The organism is Pelagicoccus mobilis (genome assembly GCF_016595505.1).
GTDB lineage: Bacteria > Verrucomicrobiota > Verrucomicrobiia > Opitutales > Opitutaceae > Pelagicoccus > Pelagicoccus mobilis.
Map to the genome: position 1 here is coordinate 1 of NZ_JAENIL010000084.1, position 20,709 is coordinate 20,709.

General features: G+C 52.6%; 23 protein-coding genes. 14 read left to right on the forward strand and 9 right to left on the reverse strand.

From position 1 onward, the window contains the following. Nucleotides 1-21: 21 nt before the first annotated feature. Complete coding sequence (locus JIN87_RS25965; protein ID WP_200359239.1) at nt 22-1,500, reverse strand: excinuclease ABC subunit UvrC; 1,479 nt, start codon at nt 1,498-1,500, stop codon at nt 22-24. 206 nt (nt 1,501-1,706) lie between these two features. Between JIN87_RS25965 and JIN87_RS25970 the strand changes: the two genes are divergently transcribed. Together JIN87_RS25970 and moaA are read left to right on the forward strand one after the other, a co-directional pair. Continuing rightward, entirely contained in the window at nt 1,707-2,954 is a 1,248-nt protein-coding gene (locus tag JIN87_RS25970; RefSeq protein ID WP_200359241.1) for a competence/damage-inducible protein A, read from the forward strand. A gap of 124 nt (nt 2,955-3,078) precedes the next feature. Continuing rightward, nucleotides 3,079-4,092 carry a GTP 3',8-cyclase MoaA gene (gene moaA, locus JIN87_RS25975; protein ID WP_200359243.1) on the forward strand — a complete coding sequence of 338 codons (1,014 nt, stop codon included), beginning with the start codon at nt 3,079-3,081 and terminating at the stop codon, nt 4,090-4,092. On the opposite strand, the gene JIN87_RS25980 is transcribed toward moaA, so the two are convergent. From JIN87_RS25980 to JIN87_RS26005, 6 genes are all read right to left on the reverse strand, one after another. Then, nucleotides 4,089-5,072, reverse strand: a complete 984-nt coding sequence (locus tag JIN87_RS25980) for a phosphotransferase family protein (RefSeq protein WP_200359245.1) — start codon at nt 5,070-5,072, stop codon at nt 4,089-4,091. The genes moaA and JIN87_RS25980 overlap by 4 nt on opposite strands. Before the next feature lie 15 nt (nt 5,073-5,087). Beyond that, nucleotides 5,088-5,975 carry a hypothetical protein gene (locus JIN87_RS25985; protein ID WP_200359247.1) on the reverse strand — a complete coding sequence of 296 codons (888 nt, stop codon included), beginning with the start codon at nt 5,973-5,975 and terminating at the stop codon, nt 5,088-5,090. A gap of 199 nt (nt 5,976-6,174) precedes the next feature. Continuing rightward, a complete protein-coding gene (gene dnaN / locus JIN87_RS25990; RefSeq protein WP_200359249.1) occupies nt 6,175-7,317 on the reverse strand; it encodes a DNA polymerase III subunit beta in 1,143 nt (380 codons plus the stop codon). Nucleotides 7,318-7,577: 260 nt separating this feature from the next. Next, nucleotides 7,578-8,441: a CDP-diacylglycerol--serine O-phosphatidyltransferase gene (gene pssA, locus JIN87_RS25995; RefSeq protein WP_234033627.1), complete on the reverse strand. Its 864-nt coding sequence runs from the start codon at nt 8,439-8,441 to the stop codon at nt 7,578-7,580. 11 nt (nt 8,442-8,452) lie between these two features. Next, nucleotides 8,453-8,803: a type II toxin-antitoxin system RelE family toxin gene (locus JIN87_RS26000; RefSeq protein ID WP_200359251.1), complete on the reverse strand. Its 351-nt coding sequence runs from the start codon at nt 8,801-8,803 to the stop codon at nt 8,453-8,455. A gap of 120 nt (nt 8,804-8,923) precedes the next feature. Further along, a complete protein-coding gene (locus tag JIN87_RS26005) occupies nt 8,924-9,646 on the reverse strand; it encodes a sugar isomerase domain-containing protein (RefSeq protein WP_200359253.1) in 723 nt (240 codons plus the stop codon). Between the two features lie 153 nt (nt 9,647-9,799). Between JIN87_RS26005 and tal the strand changes: the two genes are divergently transcribed. The 6 genes from tal to JIN87_RS26035 all read left to right on the forward strand — a co-directional run bounded on the left by tal (nt 9,800) and on the right by JIN87_RS26035 (nt 13,694). Beyond that, the gene (tal, locus tag JIN87_RS26010) at nt 9,800-10,771 is read left to right on the forward strand and encodes a transaldolase (RefSeq protein WP_200359255.1); all 972 of its coding nucleotides are present in this window, start codon (nt 9,800-9,802) and stop codon (nt 10,769-10,771) included. Between the two features lie 207 nt (nt 10,772-10,978). Continuing rightward, the gene (locus JIN87_RS26015; protein ID WP_267909451.1) at nt 10,979-11,194 is read left to right on the forward strand and encodes a type II secretion system protein; all 216 of its coding nucleotides are present in this window, start codon (nt 10,979-10,981) and stop codon (nt 11,192-11,194) included. Beyond that, entirely contained in the window at nt 11,139-11,429 is a 291-nt protein-coding gene (locus JIN87_RS26020; RefSeq protein ID WP_200359283.1) for a hypothetical protein, read from the forward strand. The genes JIN87_RS26015 and JIN87_RS26020 overlap by 56 nt, the downstream gene beginning before the upstream one ends. Nucleotides 11,430-11,495: 66 nt before the next feature. Next, nucleotides 11,496-12,329 carry a methylated-DNA--[protein]-cysteine S-methyltransferase gene (locus JIN87_RS26025; protein ID WP_200359259.1) on the forward strand — a complete coding sequence of 278 codons (834 nt, stop codon included), beginning with the start codon at nt 11,496-11,498 and terminating at the stop codon, nt 12,327-12,329. Between the two features lie 3 nt (nt 12,330-12,332). Further along, a complete protein-coding gene (locus tag JIN87_RS26030; RefSeq protein ID WP_200359261.1) occupies nt 12,333-13,214 on the forward strand; it encodes a DMT family transporter in 882 nt (293 codons plus the stop codon). A gap of 78 nt (nt 13,215-13,292) precedes the next feature. Continuing rightward, nucleotides 13,293-13,694: a Dabb family protein gene (locus JIN87_RS26035; protein WP_200359263.1), complete on the forward strand. Its 402-nt coding sequence runs from the start codon at nt 13,293-13,295 to the stop codon at nt 13,692-13,694. On the opposite strand, the gene JIN87_RS26040 is transcribed toward JIN87_RS26035, so the two are convergent. Both JIN87_RS26040 and JIN87_RS26045 read right to left on the reverse strand, forming a co-directional pair. Further along, nucleotides 13,670-15,097 (reverse strand): CCA tRNA nucleotidyltransferase, encoded by a 1,428-nt coding sequence (locus JIN87_RS26040; RefSeq protein WP_200359265.1) that lies wholly within the window; start codon nt 15,095-15,097, stop codon nt 13,670-13,672. The genes JIN87_RS26035 and JIN87_RS26040 overlap by 25 nt on opposite strands. Before the next feature lie 15 nt (nt 15,098-15,112). Continuing rightward, nucleotides 15,113-15,463: a DUF423 domain-containing protein gene (locus JIN87_RS26045; protein ID WP_200359267.1), complete on the reverse strand. Its 351-nt coding sequence runs from the start codon at nt 15,461-15,463 to the stop codon at nt 15,113-15,115. 86 nt (nt 15,464-15,549) lie between these two features. On the opposite strand from JIN87_RS26045, the gene JIN87_RS26050 reads away from it, so the two are divergent. The 6 genes from JIN87_RS26050 to argB all read left to right on the forward strand — a co-directional run bounded on the left by JIN87_RS26050 (nt 15,550) and on the right by argB (nt 20,670). Further along, nucleotides 15,550-16,221 carry a TorF family putative porin gene (locus JIN87_RS26050; RefSeq protein ID WP_200359269.1) on the forward strand — a complete coding sequence of 224 codons (672 nt, stop codon included), beginning with the start codon at nt 15,550-15,552 and terminating at the stop codon, nt 16,219-16,221. A 98-nt stretch (nt 16,222-16,319) separates the two neighbouring features. Further along, the gene (gene rplM / locus JIN87_RS26055; RefSeq protein ID WP_200359271.1) at nt 16,320-16,748 is read left to right on the forward strand and encodes a 50S ribosomal protein L13; all 429 of its coding nucleotides are present in this window, start codon (nt 16,320-16,322) and stop codon (nt 16,746-16,748) included. A 17-nt stretch (nt 16,749-16,765) separates the two neighbouring features. Continuing rightward, nucleotides 16,766-17,164 (forward strand): 30S ribosomal protein S9, encoded by a 399-nt coding sequence (rpsI, locus tag JIN87_RS26060; RefSeq protein WP_200359273.1) that lies wholly within the window; start codon nt 16,766-16,768, stop codon nt 17,162-17,164. A 163-nt stretch (nt 17,165-17,327) separates the two neighbouring features. After that, a complete protein-coding gene (gene argC / locus JIN87_RS26065) occupies nt 17,328-18,353 on the forward strand; it encodes an N-acetyl-gamma-glutamyl-phosphate reductase (RefSeq protein ID WP_200359275.1) in 1,026 nt (341 codons plus the stop codon). A gap of 306 nt (nt 18,354-18,659) precedes the next feature. Further along, the gene (gene argJ, locus JIN87_RS26070; protein ID WP_200359277.1) at nt 18,660-19,673 is read left to right on the forward strand and encodes a bifunctional glutamate N-acetyltransferase/amino-acid acetyltransferase ArgJ; all 1,014 of its coding nucleotides are present in this window, start codon (nt 18,660-18,662) and stop codon (nt 19,671-19,673) included. A 118-nt stretch (nt 19,674-19,791) separates the two neighbouring features. After that, the gene (argB, locus tag JIN87_RS26075) at nt 19,792-20,670 is read left to right on the forward strand and encodes an acetylglutamate kinase (protein WP_200359279.1); all 879 of its coding nucleotides are present in this window, start codon (nt 19,792-19,794) and stop codon (nt 20,668-20,670) included. Nucleotides 20,671-20,709: the final 39 nt, after the last annotated feature.

Consider the following 20,709-nt stretch of genomic DNA (forward strand, 5'->3'; position numbering starts at 1 on the left):
GGGCTAAAGCACCGCGCTACGTTATCCAGTATAGTGCTCTTCCAGAAAAGTCTTCAAACGCGTCGCGGTTTCCAGGCCAATCCCGTCCACTGAACGAAGCTCCGTAATCGACGCTGACTTCAAGCGGTCGATGCTACCAAACTCGTCGAGTAGGGCAGCACGTTTCTTCGGACCAAGCCCCGTGAAGTCATCGAGTATACTTTCACGGATACGTTTGCTGCGTAGATCCGCGTTGAAAGTATTTGCGAATCGGTGGGCTTCATCGCGACAGCGTTGCAAGAGCTGAAGCCCCGCATGCTTGAGCGGAAGACGCAGGGGAGAGCGTTCGTCCGGGAAAATGATCGTCTCGTGTTTTTTCGCAAGACCGATAACTGCTGGCGGCTCTAGGTCTTGGAGCAAGAACGACTTTATCGCCGCTCCGACTTGACCCATCCCACCATCGATCACCACCAACTCTGGAAACGCTTTTCCTTCTTTGTGTAGTCGACGGTAGCGGCGGCCGACCACTTCTTCCATGGACCGGAAGTCATCGTTCCCTTCAAAGCTCTTTATCTTGAAGCGACGATAGCCCGACTTGTTGGGTTTTCCATCGACGAACTGTACCATGGAGGCCACTACAAAGGTTCCAGAGATGTGCGAAATGTCGAAACACTCGATCGTTCGTGGAGGTGAGGGCAGTTCTAGTTCCTTCTGCAAAAGAGCTAACGTTTCCTCATCTGTTGCCTTGTTAGGAAGGTCTCTGGAAAACTTCCGAGTCTTTTTGAGCGAGGCTTCGAGAGCAAAAACGATATCCCGTAACGCAGCGGCCTTTTCGAAATTCTGCTCAGCAGCTTCCTTTGCCATTTCCTGCTTTAGCTCATCCAGCCACTCGTGGGACTTGCCTTGCAGAAACTCGCAGGCTTCTTCTACCCGATCTTGGTACTGCTCTATCGTAACCAGGTTTTCATGACCATAGATCTCCTGCCGAACATCGTCATAGAGGCGAAAGCGACCATCGTCCTGTCGTTGCGGCGAAGAGTCTCCCAGCAAGATTCCAAACTTTCGTCGCATCTCAGCAAGCGTCTTACGGATATGGTTCGCGTGGGCGAAGGGCCCAAAATAGCGAGCTCCGTCCTCTTTCTTGAAGCGGGCGAGCGCGAAGCGGGGCAGTTCTCGAGTAACATCCACTCGCACTAACAGAAAGCGCTTATCATCAACAAAATCCGTATTGTACTTGGGCTTCCATTTCTTGATGAGCTGTCCTTCGAGCAGTAGGGCTTCCGGCTCGGATTTGACCTCGATGGTTTCGAAATCACGGATCATTTGCACCAATGCCCGAATCTTCGGCTGGTGCGTGAACTTTTTTGAAGCTTGGAAGTAGGACGACACCCGCTTCTTCAGGCTCTTGGCCTTGCCCACATAAATCACCGAACCAAGCCTATCTTTCATCAGATAAACACCGGGTTTGTCCGGAAGGCGTCGCACCTTCTCTTTTAAGTCACTGGAAACGGGATCGGGCATTTTCAAAGGTAGCGGCCGCTGTCCTCAGCGGTCACAAACCGTAATTTTTCTCCCACGAAGGGCACTAAGACTCACGAAGTCAATTCACCTTCAACCCGAATCCTTCGTGCTACTTCGTGCCCTTAGTGGGCAACACAAAACACTGAATTCATTTGAACATAACCCAAGACCCCAATCTGATTCCTTTCTTATTCGTTCAAGCACCGATGCCATCCCATCCAAAGATCATTCTCCTCACTCTCGGCGAGGAACTCCTCCTAGGTCTCACAGCAAACGGTCACCTCACTTTCGTTGGTGATCAGCTCCGACAAGCAGGCACACCAATGCACGCAAACGTGACAATCTCTGATGCACCTGAGGACATTGAACTCTTTTTCGAAGAATATTGGAAGCGGGCAGACGTGCTCATAACGACCGGAGGTCTCGGTCCCACTGTCGACGATCGAACCAAGGAAGTGATTGGTGAATGCCTAGGTGAAGAGCTCGTATACGACCCAGAAGTCATGCAAGCCATCGAAGATCGCTTCAAGGCCCTTGGGCTTAAACTCAATGAGAACAACCGAAAGCAGGCCTACCATTTCAAGAATGCAGAGGTCTTACACAATCCAAACGGAACTGCTCCAGGCCTATGGCTCGAAAAAGATGGCAAGATCCTAGCAATGCTCCCGGGTCCACCACACGAGTTGCAGCCAATGTTTAAGGATCAGGTCATGCCGCGTCTCCTCGAAAAGGAACTCGTTCAAGATCACGAAAATTATATCCAAATTCGGACTACAGGTGTTGGCGAATCTAACCTAGAAACAATGCTTCAGCCAATAGCAGACCGCGAAGAGGGGCTCGAGCTCGCCTACTGTGCTCATCCGGGAATGGTCGACTTCCGCATGAGTTTTCCAAACGAAGTGAACCCATACGATCGACTCACTGAACTCGCAGCCGAGTGTAAAGAAATGCTCGGAGAGGATTTCCTGACAATTGGCAACGACTCACTCCTAGAAATAGTATCCAAAACAATGCGACGTAAGAAACTTCGCCTATCCACAGTCGAAAGTTGCACAGGAGGCTACATCGCCAACGAAATCACAAACCTTCCCGGATCTTCCGAATACTTTGTAGGCGGCTTGGCGACCTACAGCACAGGAGCAAAGGAGGACATCATAAGCGTGCCCACAGACATGATACAGCAGCACGGTGCGGTAAGCGAAGAGGTCGCAATGGCTATGGCCACGGGAGTAGCCGAAAGATTGGAATCCGACTATGCGATCAGCTGCACTGGCTACATAGGTCCAGGTGGTGGTACCGAAAAAGATCCCGTTGGCACTGTCTACATTGGATTGCACACGCCCACTGGAACCTTCGCCAAACGTTTCAGCTTCAGAGGACCGCGCATCGCCCAAAAGAGACGCGTGTTTAACGCAGCAATCGATTTGATACGGAGGGATCTGGCGAAAGGGTAGCGTCCGCTCTCCGCAGCGGACAAAATGTCAGAACAAATGCCCGCTAGGGACAGCGGGCTCTACCTCGGCACTTTCGCAATTCTCCTTTACCTTACAAAACTCCTACGACTAAATTCCAAACCAAATGAACCCCGTTGCGGATAAACTGAAACGACCACTGCGAGATCTTAGGATCTCGGTCACAGACCAGTGCAATTTCCGTTGTTCCTACTGCATGCCACGGGAGATATTCGGCCCTGAGTACGCGTTTCTTCCCAAGGAGGTTCTGCTCAGCAACGAGGAAATCGTTTTCGCCGCTAAAAGCTTCGTCGAACTAGGGGTTCAGAAATTACGCCTTACTGGAGGGGAGCCGCTCCTCCGTCCCGATCTTTGTGATCTGATCTCGTCCCTCTCCACAGAGACCGGAGTTCAAGATATCTCGCTCACGACCAACGCTTCGCTGCTTCCACGCTATGCTCAAAAGCTTAAGGACGCTGGTCTCCGCCGCATCAATATCAGCCTCGATAGTTTGGATCATGATCGCTTCGCACAGATGAGTGGAGGTCGTTCTTCTCCGGATGCTGTAATCAGAGGGATAGACGCGGCGGAAAAGGCGGGGCTGAAGATCAAAGTGAACATGGTCGCCAAACTCGGAGTAAACGAGGTGGATGTGCTGCCAATGATCGAGTATTTCCGTGAGCGCCGCATTACCCTTCGCTTCATCGAGTTTATGGACGTTGGCGAAACCAACGGCTGGAAAATGGATCAGGTGGTACCTGCGAAGCAGATTCTTGAAACCATCGGCAGCAAGTACGATTTCGAACCTGTCGATCCGAGTTACCGTGGTGAGGTTGCATCTCGCTATAGATTTAAAGACGCCCGCAGCGAATTCGGTATCATTACTTCCATTACAAATCCATTCTGCGGCGATTGCAACAGAGCCCGTATTTCAGCAGAGGGAAAACTCTACACCTGCTTGTTTGCAACAGCCGGCACCGACCTCAAAAAGCAGATTCGCAGCGGGATCTCCCAAGAGGATTTTACCAGTTACGTATCCAAGCTTTGGATTACACGTGATGACCAACATTCGGAGGACCGAAGCAAAGGTCGCCCCCTTAAGAACGACAAGAAAGTAGAGATGTCCTACATCGGAGGTTAGCCAAGCTCGGCCAATACTTCCTCAATACCTGCTTTCTCTTCTTCTCCACTTCGCCCGAAGCGTTTCGCTTCCAATAGTACCTGCGTACAGTAGAGTCCCTTGTAAATCTGGACCCTGGTTCGATCGGATTCCGAATTGAACCTCTTTCCGTAAGCGGTCCAAAAGGAGTCGGGTATATCGAGAAAAACAAAAACCCATTCCGCTGCAGGATCTCCCCAAAAGGCTCGTTCAGAGTCGAGTACTCCAGTAATCGAGCACAAACCACTCTCCTCTTTCTGAAACAAAATGTTTTTGGGCCAAAGGTCTCCGTGACACAGGTAGGGAGTGTCAACCTCGTCCAAAATTTCTGAATACCGATCTAACAACACCCTAAAGGCTTCCGCCTCTGCTACTCCGAGAACAAGCCCAAAGCGTTTCGCGTCGTCTATCAGTCCATCTACCACATCCTTAATGAAGTCGGACCATTTTGAGAACTTCTTTGATGGACCAGGATATCCAAAGAAATCCCCTTCTACCGAGTGAATCTTACGAGCATGCTGGCTCAGCTCTGTCCAAAGCTCCTCGTTTTGAGAGCGGCTTAGTTCTGCTTGATGAAAATCCCAAAGCTCACCTTCAATCACCTGGTGAATCGAGTAGGCTCGATTGATATGAGCTCGATCTAGATTGTAAGTGAGAGCCTTTGGGAAGACCGACCCGAGTGATGAAAAGAGTTTCTCTACATCGGCCTCACGTTCCATCAGCTGCAGTTCATTGTAAAACACCTCAGCTTCGGGAGCTGGACTCAAACGTAGTATCCAGTTGGATACGGGATCAACTAGGTCAACTCTGTAAGCAGTATTGAAAAGCCCTCCGGAAATCTCGGTAATACTCGCAGGCGTGCCGAACTTAGTTAGCTCACGTTCGACGATCGTACGCAATTGCTCAGGATCCGGATTAACTTGGAAAACGAAATCGCGAGTCTCCTGGAGCGTAATCTTCATCGTGACTTTGATTCCTTAAGCGAGGGAGATGCCAAAGTAGTTCAGCATCCAAACCTCTTTCCAAACACGATAACGACCATCCCAGGTGATTCGGCCATGCTCTTCGTGCAAATGCGGAGGAAAGAGAAAGCCTTGCTTCACGTTTATCTGTTCGAGGTCTCGTTGTTGTTGGTTTAAGTCGTCGATCGCGTCGAGGTCGTAAGCCGCTAGTTCCTTTCGAGCGATACGCTTTTGGTGAAGCTTATGCAAACTGGCAACGCTCCGTGTCCAAGGTTTACGCACAACTTCCCATTTCTCAGGGTAAAAACCGCCGTAAGGCATGAAGAGGTTATCGGTTATGAAGCGTTCACCCGATTCGGTTTCAGACGAGAAGGAGAAACAAAAACCAATGTCTCCGTTGCTCTGTGGAACGAAAAGGATCTGAAAGCGGGTTTGGTTATCTTCGCTTTGGAAGACGCTGGAGCGAATGTGGATGCCGTGTCCGACGTCGGCCAAAACGGCTTGGGACTTGGAAAACCCTTTCATTTTCAGCCAGTCCTTTATTTCGATCAGCTTCTTTTGAGTAGGCCATTCTTCGCCCGTCGTGTTTTCGGTAAATCGCGGAAAAAGAGAAACCGAGCTCTTACTCAGAGCGTTGATCGCCAACCAAGTGTAAACCGTTTCGACAAGTAGCCAGCCAAGGAAGAAGAGAGCCCCAATCACCCAGAACGGGCGCTCAAGCCAGCCTGCTTCGAAAACCAGAAACGCCGCGCCAAATGCGACTCCGAACCAACGAGCCCACCGGTTCAGGACGGAAACTTTGAGTGAAGAGACCCGAGTGTTGAGCACCCCAAGACCAATCGACGCTGCCACACAGGCGTAGACGAAGTATTCTGCTATGGGTGAAAGGGTATCTTCGGGCATGGTAACGAACGTGAAGGGGCTCGTAGTAGAAGAGGGATCCGTAAGGGCTCAATCTTAATCGTAGCGCGGTGCTTCAGCCCGCGGGTCTTCATGGGATAGATCTCGTTTCTGATTACGCGGGCTAAAGCACCGCGCTACAAAAAAAGACCCACCGCATCGGGTGGGCCTTCTTGAAAGGGTTTGCTTGCCGTTCCTCGCCTTAGGTGAGGCGAACTGGCATGATCACGCAGAGGAAGCTTTCGAGGGTCTTGAAGACGCCAGGGCTGACTTCGTCCTTCAGCTCGAAGAAAAGCTCGTCCTTCGTCAGAGCCTTGAGCGGATCCATGAGGAACTGCGGGTTGAAAGCGACTTGGAGGTCTGGACCGCTGTAGTCGATAGCGAGAGATTCGTGAGATTCGCCGAAGTCCGGGCTAGAGGCTGAGAGCTCCATGAGGTTGTTGGAGATCTGGATCTTGACCTGGTTGGACTTGTCGGTGGTGACGAGGGCCGCACGGTGGATCGACTGGAGGAAGAGCTCGCGCTCGACCTTGATTCGTTGGTGAGTCTCCTTGGGAATAACCTGTTGGTAATTCGGGTAGTTACCTTCCACCACCTTGGAAACGAGATGGATGTCACCCACGAAACCATCAGAGTCATCCTTGGTGTGGATCTGGAAAGCGACACGGCGATCGTTGAACGCGATCTTAAGGCTTTCGCCCTTGTCGAGCAGACGGACGAGCTCGGAAACGGTCTTGGCTGGCAGGATCAAGCTGCCGGACATGCCTTCGCCGACTTCCATCTCGTGGTCGATCTTGGCGAGGCGGCGGCCATCGGTAGCGACCAAGCTGAGCTTGCCGGAGGCACCATCTTCTGGCTCGAGGAAATTGAAGAACACACCGTTGAGCATGTAGCGGGTCTCGTCGCTGGACTGAGCGTAGGAGACGCTCTTGATCATGCTGGCGAGGTTGCCTTGCTCGATGGTGAAGGAACGGTCATCGCTGAACTCCGGAAGGGCTGGGAACTCGTCGCGGCTGATGCCCATGATTTTGAAGTTGGACCCACCGGAAGCAATTTTGACTTGGTTGCTCGGAGCTGCGTCGACCTTAACGTCGCTGTTTGGCAGTTCCTTGACGATGGTAGCGAGACGTTTGACGGGAAGGGTTACGGCGCCTTCCTCCTCGACGGTCGCCTTGATGCGAGCGCAGATGCCGAGGTCGAGATTGGTGGTCGTGAGCGAGATCGTTTCACCTTCCGCCTCGATGAGCACGTTGCTCAGGATCGGCATCGTGGCTTTGGAGCCTACGACGTTGAGGACTTGCTGGAGGCCATTGCTGAAATGATCACGGTGGATTTTGAACTTCATTGGGGGAGGAGTTAGCTAGGTTTTGGAGTTTCTGACAATTCCAATGGATAGAGAGTTAATTAATTAAAAAAATCATTAGTATTCTTATACCCTGTGAATATCGGGTATAAGTTACTTAAAGGGATGAAAACCAAGGGTTAAGGGCTGTTTGAAAATGTTCAAGCCCAGTGGGGTTCGTTGGCTGCAAAAAAGGACATGTTAAAAAAAAGATGATTTCACCAGCTTATTGGTCGGTTTTGCCCAAGTTGTTAGCAAAGCATTTACACTTGTTTAGCGGACTTGCTTCTCTTGGCTGAGATTCGCTTCAAACGAAGCAAATGACGCCCCAAACCGTAAAAAAGGTAGGCGAGGAAGCCGAGAACCAGCGCGTACTCGCGGGTGAAGAACGCCAATCCGCCGAAAACGAGAAGGCCGACGAAGGTGGTGAAGCGGATCTGGGTCTGCCAATCGATCTTCTTAAAAGAGGGGTAACGCACGTTGCTGATCATGAGGTAGGAGATCAGCAGCATGAGTACCGGGAGAACTAGGGCGTAGTCACGGAGTGCGTCGTGCTTGGTGAGGACGAGCACGATGGTGGCGATCATGCCTGCGGCGGCGGGAACCGGAAGTCCGAGGAAGTCGCCTTCCGCTTTCTCCAGCTTATCTGAGCGGACAGCGGGGTGAGTGATGACGTTAAAGCGTGCAAGCCGTACTCCGGCACAGAGAAGGTAGACAAAGGCAATGAAGAATCCCGCTTTAGTATAGTACTCCTCGTTCTGCTCGGGATTCAGGATAAGGAAGAGCACCATGAGGGCAGGAGCTATTCCGAAGGTCACGATGTCAGCGATCGAGTCGAACTCCTTGCCAAAGAGCGATTCCCGTCCGCCGAGTCGGGCGACGCGACCATCGAGTCCATCGCACAGCATGCCGCCGAGAATGAAGAGGACGGCCTGGCGGAAGAGGGCGTTGGGATTACCGTCGCCTGTCATCATGAGATGACTGGCTTGGATGCAGTTTTTGATGGCAAGGAAGCCGAAGAAAAGGTTACCCGCGGTGAATAAGTTTGGGAGCAGGTAGATCTTGCCGGCTTGGGAGGCGTCGAGTTTGACGATTTCCTTGGGTTCTAGGTCGGGCTCTTCGTCCAATTGTGGGAGGCTTAGTGTTTCAGAGAGTCGAGATACTTCCAGAAGGAGGAGTGCTGTTCCTCCAACTGCTCTTCCGAGATGGGAAGCTTCGTGCGGAAGATAAAGTCAGTGAGCGTATTTTTGTGCAAGATACAGATGGTGTTGAGCTCACCATTTTCACGGTGGAAATAGATGCGGTGCTCTCCGGAACGCAGACGGTAGGTGACCTTGCCGTCGCGTTTGAAGGATCCGAGTGGCTCCTCCGGGTGATTGAGCTGATATTCGGTCAAGTTGCTCAAGGGATCGATGACCGCGAGTTGCTTCATCGTGGGCAGCTTTTCCAGCTCGTGGAGTGCTTGTTCACTGAAAGTTACCTGAAACATACTATCTTGTCCTGGAATTCTACCGACTACGAATCAGCAAAAGCTGTGATTAAAGCAATGCTCAATGCTGTGTGTTGCCGGTACGTTACAAAATAGAATCAATGCAGTTTCGATTCACTGTCAAAGTGGCTTGCTGAGTCGCCCTTTGTAGCTGCGGGCGAGGGAGCGATTGGCCTCCATAGCCCCGTCCGTGTTCTGGCTTCGCAGCAATGGTGCCTCTACGCCGAGCTTGTGCAGCTCGTCCAGAACTTCCATTTGCAGGAGATTGATCAGAAGCGCTCCAGCCATGGTTGAAGTGGGTCCAGCGAACTTGCCGCTCTCGTGCAGTTCCACGATCGCGTCGCCGAAGCTACCGCAGTTGTCGAAAACGTAATCCGCGATCTCGTGCAGCTTTTTGCCACCCGAGTGCTTGGTCTCGACCTTCTGGGCCATGCCGACGGAGGTGAGGGCGATTACCTTAAGTCCTTTTTCCTTTGCGTACTCGGCAACCTCGATCGGCGAGCAGTTCTTGCCCGAGTTGGAGATCACGATGATGAACTCGCCTTCCTGAAGACCGTGGTTGCGATCGTAACGAGCGGCCAGCTCCCGGCCGTAGCCTTCCAGATTTTCGATAAAGCCTCCGGTTGTATCCAAAATCGCACTAACGCAAACAAGTCCACCCGCGCGTCCCACCATTTCGCGGCCGATAATTTCGGAGTGTCCGCTGCCAAAGGTGTGGATTACCCCACCTCCTGCCACCGATTTGGCGATCAATGGAGCGAGTCGCTCGATCTCTGCTTGGTTTTGCAAGTAGACGCGTTCCAGCAATACCTGCGTTGTCTTAAAATAGTTCTCCTTGAGCATGAGTGAAATTCTTCCGAGCCGGAGAATGTTGCTAAACGGTAAAGAAACAAGGCGATTTGCATTCGACCACGCTCATGCTTCGGTCGTATAACCATTGCAGAAGTCTGCGAGTCCGTTCGCGACTAGGCCGCAATCCAAATAAAAGCTACACACATGTCTGAAACATCGACTCAAACCCAACTCGAACAGCTCAAGCAGTTCACCACCGTAGTTGCCGATACAGGTGACTTCCAAACCATGAAGGAATTCGAGCCGCGCGATGCGACCACGAATCCTAGCCTCATTCTCAAAGCCGCGGAAAAGGCTGAGTACGCAGCCATCGTTGATGCGTCCGTGAAGGAAGCTGATGACACGAGCCTATCTAAGTCGGCTCGTGTCGACGCGATCATGGACGAGTTGCTGGTACGCTTCGGTATCGAAATTTTGAATATCGTTCCCGGTCGCGTTTCAACCGAAGTGGATGCACGTCTTTCTTTTGATACAGAAAGTACGATTGCTAAAGCTCGCGAGATTATTGCTCTCTACGAAAAGAAGGGAATTTCTCGCGACCGTATTTTGATCAAGATTGCCTCTACTTGGGAAGGGATCAACGCGGCGGCGGAGCTTGAAAAGGAGGGTATCCACTGTAATCTTACACTTCTCTTCTCTATGGCTCAGGCGATCCATTGTGCAGAGTCGAATGTTACTCTGATTTCTCCATTTGTCGGTCGCATCATGGACTGGTTCAAAGCGAAAGAAGGTCGAAGCTTCGAAGCGGCCGAAGATCCAGGTGTGCTTTCCGTTCAAGGTATCTATGACTATTATAAGAAATTTGGATACAAGACTGAAGTCATGGGTGCGAGCTTCCGCAATACTGGCGAAATCCTCGAACTTGCAGGCTGCGATCTCCTGACCATTTCACCGAACCTGCTAGAAGAGCTTTCAAACTCTAGCGAGCCAGTTGAGCAGAAGCTCAGCGTTGCCGCCAGCGAAACGAAGGACATCGAGAAAATCGATATGGACGAGAACACGTTCCGCTGGATGTTCAACGAAGACGCGATGGCGACCGAAAAGACAGCCGAAGGCATCCGCAACTTCGCAAAGGACATCGTCAAGCTAGAACAAATGATCGAAGGCAAGTTGTAGTTCAGCGAAAGGTTATCTACTTTCGTGGGCACGCTTCCTGAGTCAGGGGCGTGCCTTTTCATTCAGTGGCCTTTCATCTTCTTTAAATTTCTGAAAAAAGTGGAACGAAAGAGAACTTTTCTGGAGCGTTTCAGATAAAGTCGATTGTTAGCTTGGACGATTTTAGAAAGCTCAATGCCGACATCGCGAAAACAGCAAACGACACGGATGCGACATGGCTTCACATTAGTGGAGCTTATGATCGTTGTCGTTTTGGTCGGACTGTTGGCATCGATTGCGATTCCCACCATTAGCAAAGTGAGGGAAAACGCTCTTAAGTCCCGACTCGCTCACGACTTCAAAACCTTCCGCACCGCTTTTGAGCAATATGCCCTTGAGAACGGGGATTGGCCCCGCGAATGCGAAAGCGGGTGTGTTTCCTAGTGATATGGAAGGTTACATGTCAGAGAAGCAGTTCGAAGGAGAGATTTACGGGAATGCGGTTTGGGATTGGCAAGGGCCTTACAACGGGATCTACGGCCTTTCGGTCAGTGGTGATCGGCTATTGCAAGGTACGATGCGTGAGTTGGACGAGGTGCTAGATGATGGTGACCTTTCGTCAGGCGACTTTCAGCGTCTGAACGGAAGCCACTATACTTGGATTTTCGAAGAGGCCTGACGAATTTGTGGACCACCGCAAGAAACGGGTGGGCGCGGTGAATTCTCAGATGCTATGCTGGTGGCGATGTCAGACTATGAACGCATCGCTAGCATTATCCGCTTTCTGGAGCGTGAACAAATAGAGCAGCCCTCGTTAGCTGCTCTGTCCGAGTACGCTGGATTGAGCCGGCATCACCTGCATCGCCTGTTTTCATCTTGGGCGGGAGTGACGCCAAAAGACTTCCTGCAGTGCCTCACCGCAGAGCGGGCAAAAGAACTACTGCTAAAGGGTAGTTCCGTTTTGGATACGTCCTATGAAGTTGGACTTTCAGGACCGGGACGTTTGCACGACCTATGCGTAAACCTTGAGGCGGCTACGCCTGGCGAGATCAAATCTGCCGGTGCGGGTTGGGATATCGTCTATGGGTTTGCCGAGAGCCCATTTGGTCGGTTCTTAGCTGCAGAGAGCCCTCGCGGGATTTGCCACTTGTCGTTTGGGGACGAGGGGCGAGAGACCGAAGCGGTAGCGCAGTTGCGTGGAGAATGGGAAGCGGCTGCGTTTTCGAGGGATGACTCTTGGGCTAACGATCTATCGACCCAGATTTTTTCGGTGAGTGAAGCGGCGAAGGCGAAGCATCCTCTTAGAGCTCTGGTGAGAGGCAGCGAGTTCCAGTTGCTTGTTTGGCGGGCCTTGCTCCGGATCCCTCATGGTGAGCTCGTTAGCTATGGTGCTTTGGCCGAAGAGCTCGACAAACCAAAGGCGGCTCGGGCGGTCGGAAATGCGGTTGGAAAAAACCAGCTCGCTTACCTCATACCTTGCCATCGGGTGATTCGAGAGACAGGGGTAGTTGGAAACTATCGCTGGGGCAGCATTCGAAAGCGGGCAATGCTCGTATGGGAAGCTGGCACTCGCGCCTGAGTTATGAGCACTGCTGATCTAGTTCGCCTCCTTGGTCTCTCTGCCGTTTGGGGATCGTCCTTTCTTTTCCTGAGAATTGCCGCTCCGGCGTTCGGGCCAATCCCGCTTATCTTGATTCGAATTGGCGGAGCTGCTCTCTGCCTCACTCCGTTTCTGCTAGATCGAAAAGTACGGGAAGGGATTCGCAGTAATGCCGGACACTTGTTTGTGCTCGGGCTGTTCAATTCAGCGATCCCGTTTTGTCTACTGGCTTATGCCGCCTTGAGTTTGGAAGCGGGATTCGCGTCGCTGCTGAATGCGACGACACCCTTGTTTGCTGCCTTGGTCGGTTGGGCGTGGATGGGCCAATCGCTTCGGGCAAGCCAGGTTTTTGGTCTTTTGATCGGAGTTTGTGGGGTGCTGATTTTGGTCTGGGGAAAACTGAGCTTTAAGGAGGGAGGCTTAGGTTGGGCAATCGCAGCGGCGTTGTTGGCTACGGTCTCCTATGGAATTGCTGTCCACTACACGAAACGCTATCTGGGCCGTGTCACTGCTACCGTGGCTACGACCGGAAGCTTGACTGGAGCGACCCTCATTCTCCTGCCTCTGGGACTTTGGTATTGGCCGGAGGTAAATCCGGGTTGGTTACCCTGGCTGAGCGCGTTTGCTTTGGCTGCTTTCTGTACAGCTCTCGCCTACGTGATCTTTTTTAGAATCATCGCCACTGCAGGTGGCACGAATGCGTCGACAGTCACGTTCATCGTTCCCGGTTTCGCTATTCTATGGGGCGCGATCTTCTTAGACGAAGTGATAACGCCGCGGATAGTCGCTGGTATGATTGTGACCTTGGTTGGTACAGCTTACACGACAGGACTGATCGGATTCGGGAAGGCAAAAACTCAGTGATTGACTGATCCGATTCGCAGGGCGCCGGAATTTCCAAAACGCTTGCGGAGAGAAGCACTCCTTTCTAGATCAAGCTGCATGAAAGCTTTTGCACTCTTCACGCTAGTACTCGCCTTTTTCTCATCGTCTATCGGTTATGCCAAGGACGGCCACGTCACCGAGTTCGACCCCACTTTCACCCACGTGGTTTACTTCTGGTTCAAGAATCCAGAGAGTGCAGCAGACCGGGCTCAGTTTGAAACTTCGATCAAGAAGTTCATGAAGGATTCCAAGTATGCAAAAACGCGCTTCGTGGGTGTCGCCCCGAAGGCCACGCGTGACGTCGTTGACGACAGCTTTACTTACTCGCTCATCCTGAGTTTCGAATCAGCGGAGGCACAAGAAAACTACCAGGCTGAAGAGGCCCATGTTCGTTTTGTCGAAGAGTGCAAAACACTCTGGTCGAAAGTGATCGTTTACGACTCGACGCCTTTAAAGTAGGTATCGAGCCATTGAGTGGCGCTCTCTTCATCCGTGATCGTACCCTCGAGTTGGGCGTCATAGGCGGCGTCGAGCACGGGCTTAAATTCTGGACCTGGTTTCATTCCTCGAGCGATCAGATGCCGTCCGAGTAAAACGGGCTCAGGGGCTGAAGATTCCAGATCCAGTTCTTGGATACGGATTTTGAAATTGGCGATACGCTCGTCTTGAGCTTCAGAAACGAGTGGAGGCCGGCCGCGGTGATCAGCAATCATCACGTACACGAGCTCATGGGTGGTTGCCGGAGCAAGTCGTTTTGCGAGGCGACGAAGAGAGGCATCACTATGCCCACCTTTGGGTACCGTATTCAAAAAATGGTGGTTTCCGACAAGTCGCATGACCTTGTCGCGAACTTCATGCGGTGAGCGCATGCTGTCGAAGAATTGTTCAGCGAGCCAGATGCTTTGTGTGTCGTGGCCGGGGCTGATCCAATGCTTAGCTCCCCGTTTTAAAGCCCAGCGTGTACAGCGAGTTTTTCCTAAGTCGTGGCAAAGAACACCGAAGGCGAGGGGAGTCTTCTCAGCTTCGGAAAGCTCAGCCCAATCTGTTTCTCGGATCAGAGCATCGAGGCAATGAAGGGTGTGAGTCCAAGCGTCGCCTTCTGGATGCCATTCAGGATCTTGCGGAAGGTTTCGCAGAGCGTTGAGCTGGGGGAAGTAGCGAATCCAACCGCTCTTTTCCAGAGCGCGCATGCCGTGCGAAAGCGACTTGGATTTCTGAGCCCACTTCTCCCATTCGGTCCAGATGCGTTCCTGGGCGAGGGTCCAAAACTCGGGACCGACTTCGCGGCAAAGTTTTGCGGTTTCGTCGTCCAGCTCCATTTCGAAGCGGCCAGCGAACTGCATCCCACGGAGGACGCGCAATGGGTCTTCTTTGAAAGCGGGGCTGATATGACGAAGGATGCGTCGCTCGAGATCTTCGAGTCCGCCAAAGTAGTCGATCACCTCTTCAGAGGAGTGATCATAGAGCAGGGCGTTTATGGTGAAGTCGCGGCGCTCGAGGGCGACTTCCTCGCTTAGATTGGCATCGGCTTCGATAGTGAAACCACGGTGGCCCGTGCCTGACTTTGATTCCCGACGCGGAATCGCAAAGTCGTACTCCTCACCGTGTGTCCAGAGTTTGACTACGGCGAACGCTTTTCCGACAAGGTCGGTTCGACCGAGCGGATTGAGTGTTTTCGCAATGGTCTCAAGATCCAGCCCGTAGACCTCCACGTCGAAGTCCTTCGGTTTCAGTCCGAGCAAGGCATCTCGCACTGATCCACCCACGATACGGCAGGTCCCGCCAGCAGACTCAAGCGCGAGCAGGGCACGCTTGAGCGGAGAGGGAATCGCGATGTGAAGGGATTTGCGGGTCGGTTGCATGAGGGGTCGTGGCCGTTACCGCTTGTTTTCGAAAATTAGTGTGATCCAACCGGCGATGAAGGCGAGGCCTCCGAGTGGAGTGATGGGACCGAAGATGCCGATCTTGGTTAAAGCGAGCGCGTAAAGGGAGCCGGAAAAAAGCAGGATGCCGATGCTCATCAGCGTGTAGCTCCACTTGCTTTTGAGAGAATCGACCGCTGCGAGTACAAAAAGGGCGACTGCATGTATCAGATGGTACAATACAGCAGTGTCCCAAGTAGAGACGGAATCGTTTGCTACTAGCTTATCTTCGAGACCATGAGCTCCGAAAGCTCCGAAGCCGATCCCACTGGCGGCGAAAAGGCAGGCAAGGGTGAGCTTGTTCATAGAGTGAGTGACTAGCTTTGTGTTGGACAGAGAGCGAGTTAAGATTTTGCTGAACCTCGGCAGGAATCCAAACCAATTGCCAAGCCATGAAACTCAATTCTCACTTCGCGAAGCTTTGCCTCTTTTCCGTCAGCTCTATCGCCCCGCTTGTGCACGCAGGGATCAGTTTCGAAGCGAAAGCGGCGAGTGAAGCTTTTTACCGTGGGATTCAGGAGGCGGACGTGAACTGGCAGTCTTCCCTCGAATTGGGCTTCGGCGATTTCTACCTTGGCGCCTGGGGACTCTCGCCGGAGGAAGGCAGGAGCGCTCCTGATCTCTTCAACGAGAGATACGAGATCTACACGGGATATGGCTGGGCGTTGGCGGATCTGGTCGGGCTCGATGTGGGAGCGATTCGCGGGCTAGACCCGCATGACGACGAATTCACCGAGGCGTACGTGGGACTTTACGCCGAGTTTGGCACGATCGCCCCTTCTATATATATATACAATGACATCGACACCGATCAGTGGACCGCCGAAGCGGAGGCAACGCTCTCGGTGCCATTGAACCTTTTTCCGATCGATACCACAGCCCGCCTCGGCCTGATCGATGGGGATGTGGATTACAGCTACTTCGAAGTCGACCTCGTTTACCCGATCCGTTTGGGAGATCTGGCGAAGCTCTCTCTCGGGCTGCATTACACGGACAATGACTTCGGCATCGGTGTGCCCGATAACAGTTTATACGGAAGCGCTTCTGTCAGGTTGAATTTTTAGCCCGCCTCCGATCCGAGGGCTGGAGCAAAATTAATCTACTAAACCATTGACAAGCCTTCTGCTGAGGCTAGGTGTTTTGCTCTTTTTCTCGAAATCCGATGAAAACATTTCTCGCCAAAAAGGAAACAGTAGAACGCAAGTGGTACGTGATCGACGCTAAGGATCAGGTACTTGGACGTCTATCTGTGAAAATCGCTAACATCCTCCGCGGCCGTAACAAGCCTACCTACACTCCACACGTGGACACAGGAGACTTCGTTGTCGTTATCAACGCCGACAAGATCGCCCTTACAGGTAAGAAGGAAGAACAGAAGTCATACATGTTCTACAGCGGTTACGTTGGTGGCGAGAAGCACCTCAGCGTCGCACAGATGCAAGAGCGTCAGCCAGACTTCGTCGTTAAGCACGCCGTTAAGGGTATGCTCCCGAAGAACCGCCTCGCTCGCAAGATGCTCACCAAGCTCAAGGTTTACGCTGGCGAGTCTCACCCACACGAAGCGCAAAACCCAGAGGTTATCTCCCTCTAATCCAACAGACTTAAGACATGTCCGTAGAATCAAACGTATTTCTAGGCACTGGCCGTCGTAAAACTGCAGTTGCTCGCGTTCGCCTCCAGGAAGGCAGCGGCAAGATCGTCATCAACGGCAAGGAAAACGAAGACTTTTTCTCCCACGACAACTTCAAGCGTATCGCCCTCTCCCCGCTCGCAACAGCTGAGCTCAAGGACAAGGTCGACATCGTTGCTCGTGTACAAGGTGGTGGTGACAGCGGTCAAGCTGGCGCGATCTCCCTCGGTATTGCTCGCGCACTTCTCAAGCTCGACGCGGAACTCCGTACTCCTCTCAAGCAAGCAGGTCTGCTCACTCGCGACCCTCGCATGAAGGAACGTAAGAAGGCCGGTCAACCAGGGGCACGTAAGAAGTTCCAGTTCTCTAAGCGTTAATCCGCTTTACAGCAGAATTTTTCGGAAGCCCTCACTGGTTCAGACCATGAGGGCTTCTTCTATTCTCATCCCAAGGATCCAATCTCTTTTCTCCACATTCCATTTCCCGTAGGAAGCGACCGCTACCGCTAGACGGCCTTCCCCTATCCAAATTTCTCGAACAATGAACGCAGCAATCGTAGGCGCCTCCGGCTATGGAGGGGAAATTCTCGTCAAACTCCTCGCAGCCCACCCAAAGGTCACGCTCAAGGCCGTCACCTCACGGAGCCAAGCTGGCAAACCAGTCAGCTCCGTTATCCCTGCCATGCGCGGCGTGCTCGACGACATGCTTTTCGAGAATTCCGATCCTGCCGAACTCGCTGCTCGGGAAGATATCGATGTATTCTTCCTAGCCCTCCCGCACGGAGCGGCGGCTACTTACGCTCGGGCTATCGTCGATGCCGGCAAAAAGGTCATCGATCTCAGCGCCGATTTCCGGATCGCCGATCCCGCCACATACGAAGAGTTCTACGGAGCGGAACATCCAGATGTGGATCTCCTCGGTCGGGCTCAATACGTTATGCCCGAGCTTTCCGACGACTCCTGGAAAGACAAAGACCTCTACGCCTGCCCCGGTTGCTACCCGACCAGCATCTTGGTCCCACTCCTTCCACTCGTGAAGGCAGGCATCGTTAGCAAGGAACACATCGTCGCAAACTCCTACAGCGGAACCAGCGGTGCCGGCAAACAAAGCAAAGAAGCGTTCTCCTACTGCGAAGTAAACGAGAGCGCCAAGGCCTACGGGGTCCCCAAGCACCGGCACCTGTCCGAAATGGAAGAGCAACTCACCGCAGCTGCCGGCGAAAAAGTGATAATGCAATTCAACCCGCACCTTGCTCCTATGAACCGGGGCATCGCGACCACGATCACAGTCCCATCAAACGGTTCCACCATCGAGCAACTCTACGCCGAATGGGAAAAGACCTATGCCGACAAGCCATTCGTTACCATCCTCCCCAGCGACACGCGGCCAGACACCAAGTACGTCGTCGGCACCAACCGGGTCGACATCTCAGCCGTCAAAGACGAGCGGACTGGTAACTTCGTGATCACCTCCGCCGAAGACAACCTCGTCAAAGGCGCCAGCGGCCAAGCCATCCAGATCCTCAACCTCTGGCAAGGCTGGGACGAAACCACCGGACTCATTTAAAGGTAGGGCGGACTGGCCCAGTCCGCCGCATTAACCCGATCCAAATATTTAGTAATATACCAATCCACAACGGATGCCTCAGCGAAGCATCCCTACCACCATGCCAAGCGAAATTACATTCACGCCCGACACTGCAGGAGTAACGGATCCCAAAGGATTCTTTGCCAAAGGAGTTCATGCGGATGTACGCCGCAAGGGTAACGGTCAACTGGATACGGGCATTCTCTTTTCCAAGACTCCCTGCAACGCCGCTGGCGTCTTCACAAAGAACAGAGTCAAAGCTGCCCCGTCCTCCAATGCGAAAGCGTGCTCGCTTCTGACACACCCGTCCACGGAATCGTGGCCAATAGCGGTAACGCCAACGCGTGCACTGGCGAGCAAGGCAAAGCCGACGCTCAAACAATGGCCGAACAAACCGCAGCCGCCTGCGGAATCGAAACAGATAGTTTCCTCGTTTGCTCGACCGGCCGGATAGGCGAACTTCTTCCCATGGAAGGCATCTCCAAAGCGATCGCCGAATCTGGAGCAGCTGTAGTTGAAGGAGCCGAAGATGGAGAATCTTTCTCTAATTGTATCCTCACTTCCGATACTCGGAAGAAGACGTGCACAGCCACCTTCGAAGTCGACGGAAAGACCGTGACGGTGGCGGGTTCTGCCAAGGGGGCCGGAATGATCCAGCCTAACATGGCGACCATGTTGGCCTTCATCACCACCGACATCTCATCAGAAGGCATCGATCTGAAGCCAATCCTACTCGAAGCCGTCACGCACACCTTCAACGCCATCACTGTAGATGGCGACATGAGCACTAACGACACGGTCTTGCTCCTAGCTAATGGAGAGTCCGACGTTGCCCTGGACGACTCAACTCTCGAAACCTTCAAAGCAGCCCTCTTCCAGATTTGCGATAACCTCGCCGACAAGATTGTCGCCGACGGGGAGCGGATCACCAAAGTTGTCGAACTTCTCATCAGCGGAGCCGACACCGAGCAAGGAGCCGAAAACATAGCTCGGGCGATCGGAAATTCGCTCCTCGTCAAAACCTCCTGGTACGGCGATGATCCAAACTGGGGACGTCTCATGGATGCCCTTGGCTACGCAGACTCCGAGTTCGATCCAGAGAAGATCGATATCTCATACGGTGACGTTCCAGCCCTAGTATCAGGTACGCCAATACCCGAGAACAAACCCAAGTGGAAGGAAGTCGTGAGCAACCGGAGGTTTACCATCCACATCAACATGCACGCAGGCGAAGCCAAATACAGACTGCGGGCCAGCGACCTCACCGAAGGCTACGTCGATTTCAACAAGAGTGAGTAGTTAATCTGCCCACGAAGGACACGAAGAAACACGAATTTTTTTGAACCAGAATTTTCTTAGTGAAACTTAGTGCCCTTCGTGGGCGAAAAAGCACAACCCGACTATTTCTCTAAATTCTATGAATATGCAGGAAATTATTTCCAAAGCGGCCGTATTGGTAGAGGCACTACCTTACGTGCAGAACTTCCGTGGTTCGATCTTCGTGATCAAGTACGGTGGCAGCTTTATGGACGATCCAGATCCAGAGATTCGTTCTCGGGTTGCAGGTGACATAGCATTCCTTTCCGCAGTCGGAATTCACGCCGTAGTTGTACACGGTGGCGGAAAGGCGATTAGTCGGGCCCTCAACGAGCAAGGTATCGAAACCAAGTTTGTTAATGGCCTACGCTTCACAGATGGCGAGTCCGTAAAGGTTGTTCGCGATGTACTCAGTGGCACGGTAAACGGCGAAGTTTGCGAGATGCTTCAGGCACGTAAAGATAGTCCGCTCGGAGTTCCTGGGGAAAACGTCCTCCAGTGCGAAAAACTCACCACCGATGTTCATGGGGACCCAGTTGATCTCGGCTTTGTCGGCAACATTACTTCCGTAAAGGCGAAGATCATCAAGAAGGCGATCAAGGACGGTTACACGCCGGTTATTTCGCCAGTAGCTAAAGATGAAGACGGTCAACTCTACAACGTGAACGCGGATGTGGCGGCGGCTTGCGTAGCCTCAGCACTCAGAGCTCGCCGTCTCGTTTACATGAGCGATGTTCCAGGTCTTCTTTCGGATCCTAAAAATTTGGATACGTTGATCTCTACCTTGAAGGTTAATAAAGTTGCTCAGCTTAAGAAAGACGGAACCATCAGTGCTGGAATGCTACCAAAGGTCGAAAGTGCGGTGAAAGCACTTGATGCAGGAGTACACCGTGTCCACTTCATTGACGGCAGACTCCCGCACAGTCTCCTCCTCGAAATCTTCACCGATCAAGGTATCGGAACCGAAATTTGCCACTGAAATTCATCCCGTAGCGCGGTGCTTTAGCCCGCGTCTGGA

Excerpts from the sequence above, each read along its gene's own strand:
- JIN87_RS25965 (WP_200359239.1), bottom strand. The coding sequence starts at position 1,500 with ATGCCCGATCCCGTTTCCAGTGACTTAAAAGAGAAGGTGCGACGCCTT.
- JIN87_RS25970 (WP_200359241.1), top strand. The coding sequence starts at position 1,707 with ATGCCATCCCATCCAAAGATCATTCTCCTCACTCTCGGCGAGGAACTC.
- moaA (WP_200359243.1), top strand. The coding sequence starts at position 3,079 with ATGAACCCCGTTGCGGATAAACTGAAACGACCACTGCGAGATCTTAGG.
- JIN87_RS25980 (WP_200359245.1), bottom strand. The coding sequence starts at position 5,072 with ATGAAGATTACGCTCCAGGAGACTCGCGATTTCGTTTTCCAAGTTAAT.
- JIN87_RS25985 (WP_200359247.1), bottom strand. The coding sequence starts at position 5,975 with ATGCCCGAAGATACCCTTTCACCCATAGCAGAATACTTCGTCTACGCC.
- dnaN (WP_200359249.1), bottom strand. The coding sequence starts at position 7,317 with ATGAAGTTCAAAATCCACCGTGATCATTTCAGCAATGGCCTCCAGCAA.
- JIN87_RS26000 (WP_200359251.1), bottom strand. The coding sequence starts at position 8,803 with ATGTTTCAGGTAACTTTCAGTGAACAAGCACTCCACGAGCTGGAAAAG.
- JIN87_RS26005 (WP_200359253.1), bottom strand. The coding sequence starts at position 9,646 with ATGCTCAAGGAGAACTATTTTAAGACAACGCAGGTATTGCTGGAACGC.
- tal (WP_200359255.1), top strand. The coding sequence starts at position 9,800 with ATGTCTGAAACATCGACTCAAACCCAACTCGAACAGCTCAAGCAGTTC.
- JIN87_RS26015 (WP_267909451.1), top strand. The coding sequence starts at position 10,979 with ATGCGACATGGCTTCACATTAGTGGAGCTTATGATCGTTGTCGTTTTG.
- JIN87_RS26020 (WP_200359283.1), top strand. The coding sequence starts at position 11,139 with ATGCCCTTGAGAACGGGGATTGGCCCCGCGAATGCGAAAGCGGGTGTG.
- JIN87_RS26025 (WP_200359259.1), top strand. The coding sequence starts at position 11,496 with ATGTCAGACTATGAACGCATCGCTAGCATTATCCGCTTTCTGGAGCGT.
- JIN87_RS26030 (WP_200359261.1), top strand. The coding sequence starts at position 12,333 with ATGAGCACTGCTGATCTAGTTCGCCTCCTTGGTCTCTCTGCCGTTTGG.
- JIN87_RS26035 (WP_200359263.1), top strand. The coding sequence starts at position 13,293 with ATGAAAGCTTTTGCACTCTTCACGCTAGTACTCGCCTTTTTCTCATCG.
- JIN87_RS26040 (WP_200359265.1), bottom strand. The coding sequence starts at position 15,097 with ATGCAACCGACCCGCAAATCCCTTCACATCGCGATTCCCTCTCCGCTC.
- JIN87_RS26045 (WP_200359267.1), bottom strand. The coding sequence starts at position 15,463 with ATGAACAAGCTCACCCTTGCCTGCCTTTTCGCCGCCAGTGGGATCGGC.
- JIN87_RS26050 (WP_200359269.1), top strand. The coding sequence starts at position 15,550 with ATGAAACTCAATTCTCACTTCGCGAAGCTTTGCCTCTTTTCCGTCAGC.
- rplM (WP_200359271.1), top strand. The coding sequence starts at position 16,320 with ATGAAAACATTTCTCGCCAAAAAGGAAACAGTAGAACGCAAGTGGTAC.
- rpsI (WP_200359273.1), top strand. The coding sequence starts at position 16,766 with ATGTCCGTAGAATCAAACGTATTTCTAGGCACTGGCCGTCGTAAAACT.
- argC (WP_200359275.1), top strand. The coding sequence starts at position 17,328 with ATGAACGCAGCAATCGTAGGCGCCTCCGGCTATGGAGGGGAAATTCTC.
- argB (WP_200359279.1), top strand. The coding sequence starts at position 19,792 with ATGAATATGCAGGAAATTATTTCCAAAGCGGCCGTATTGGTAGAGGCA.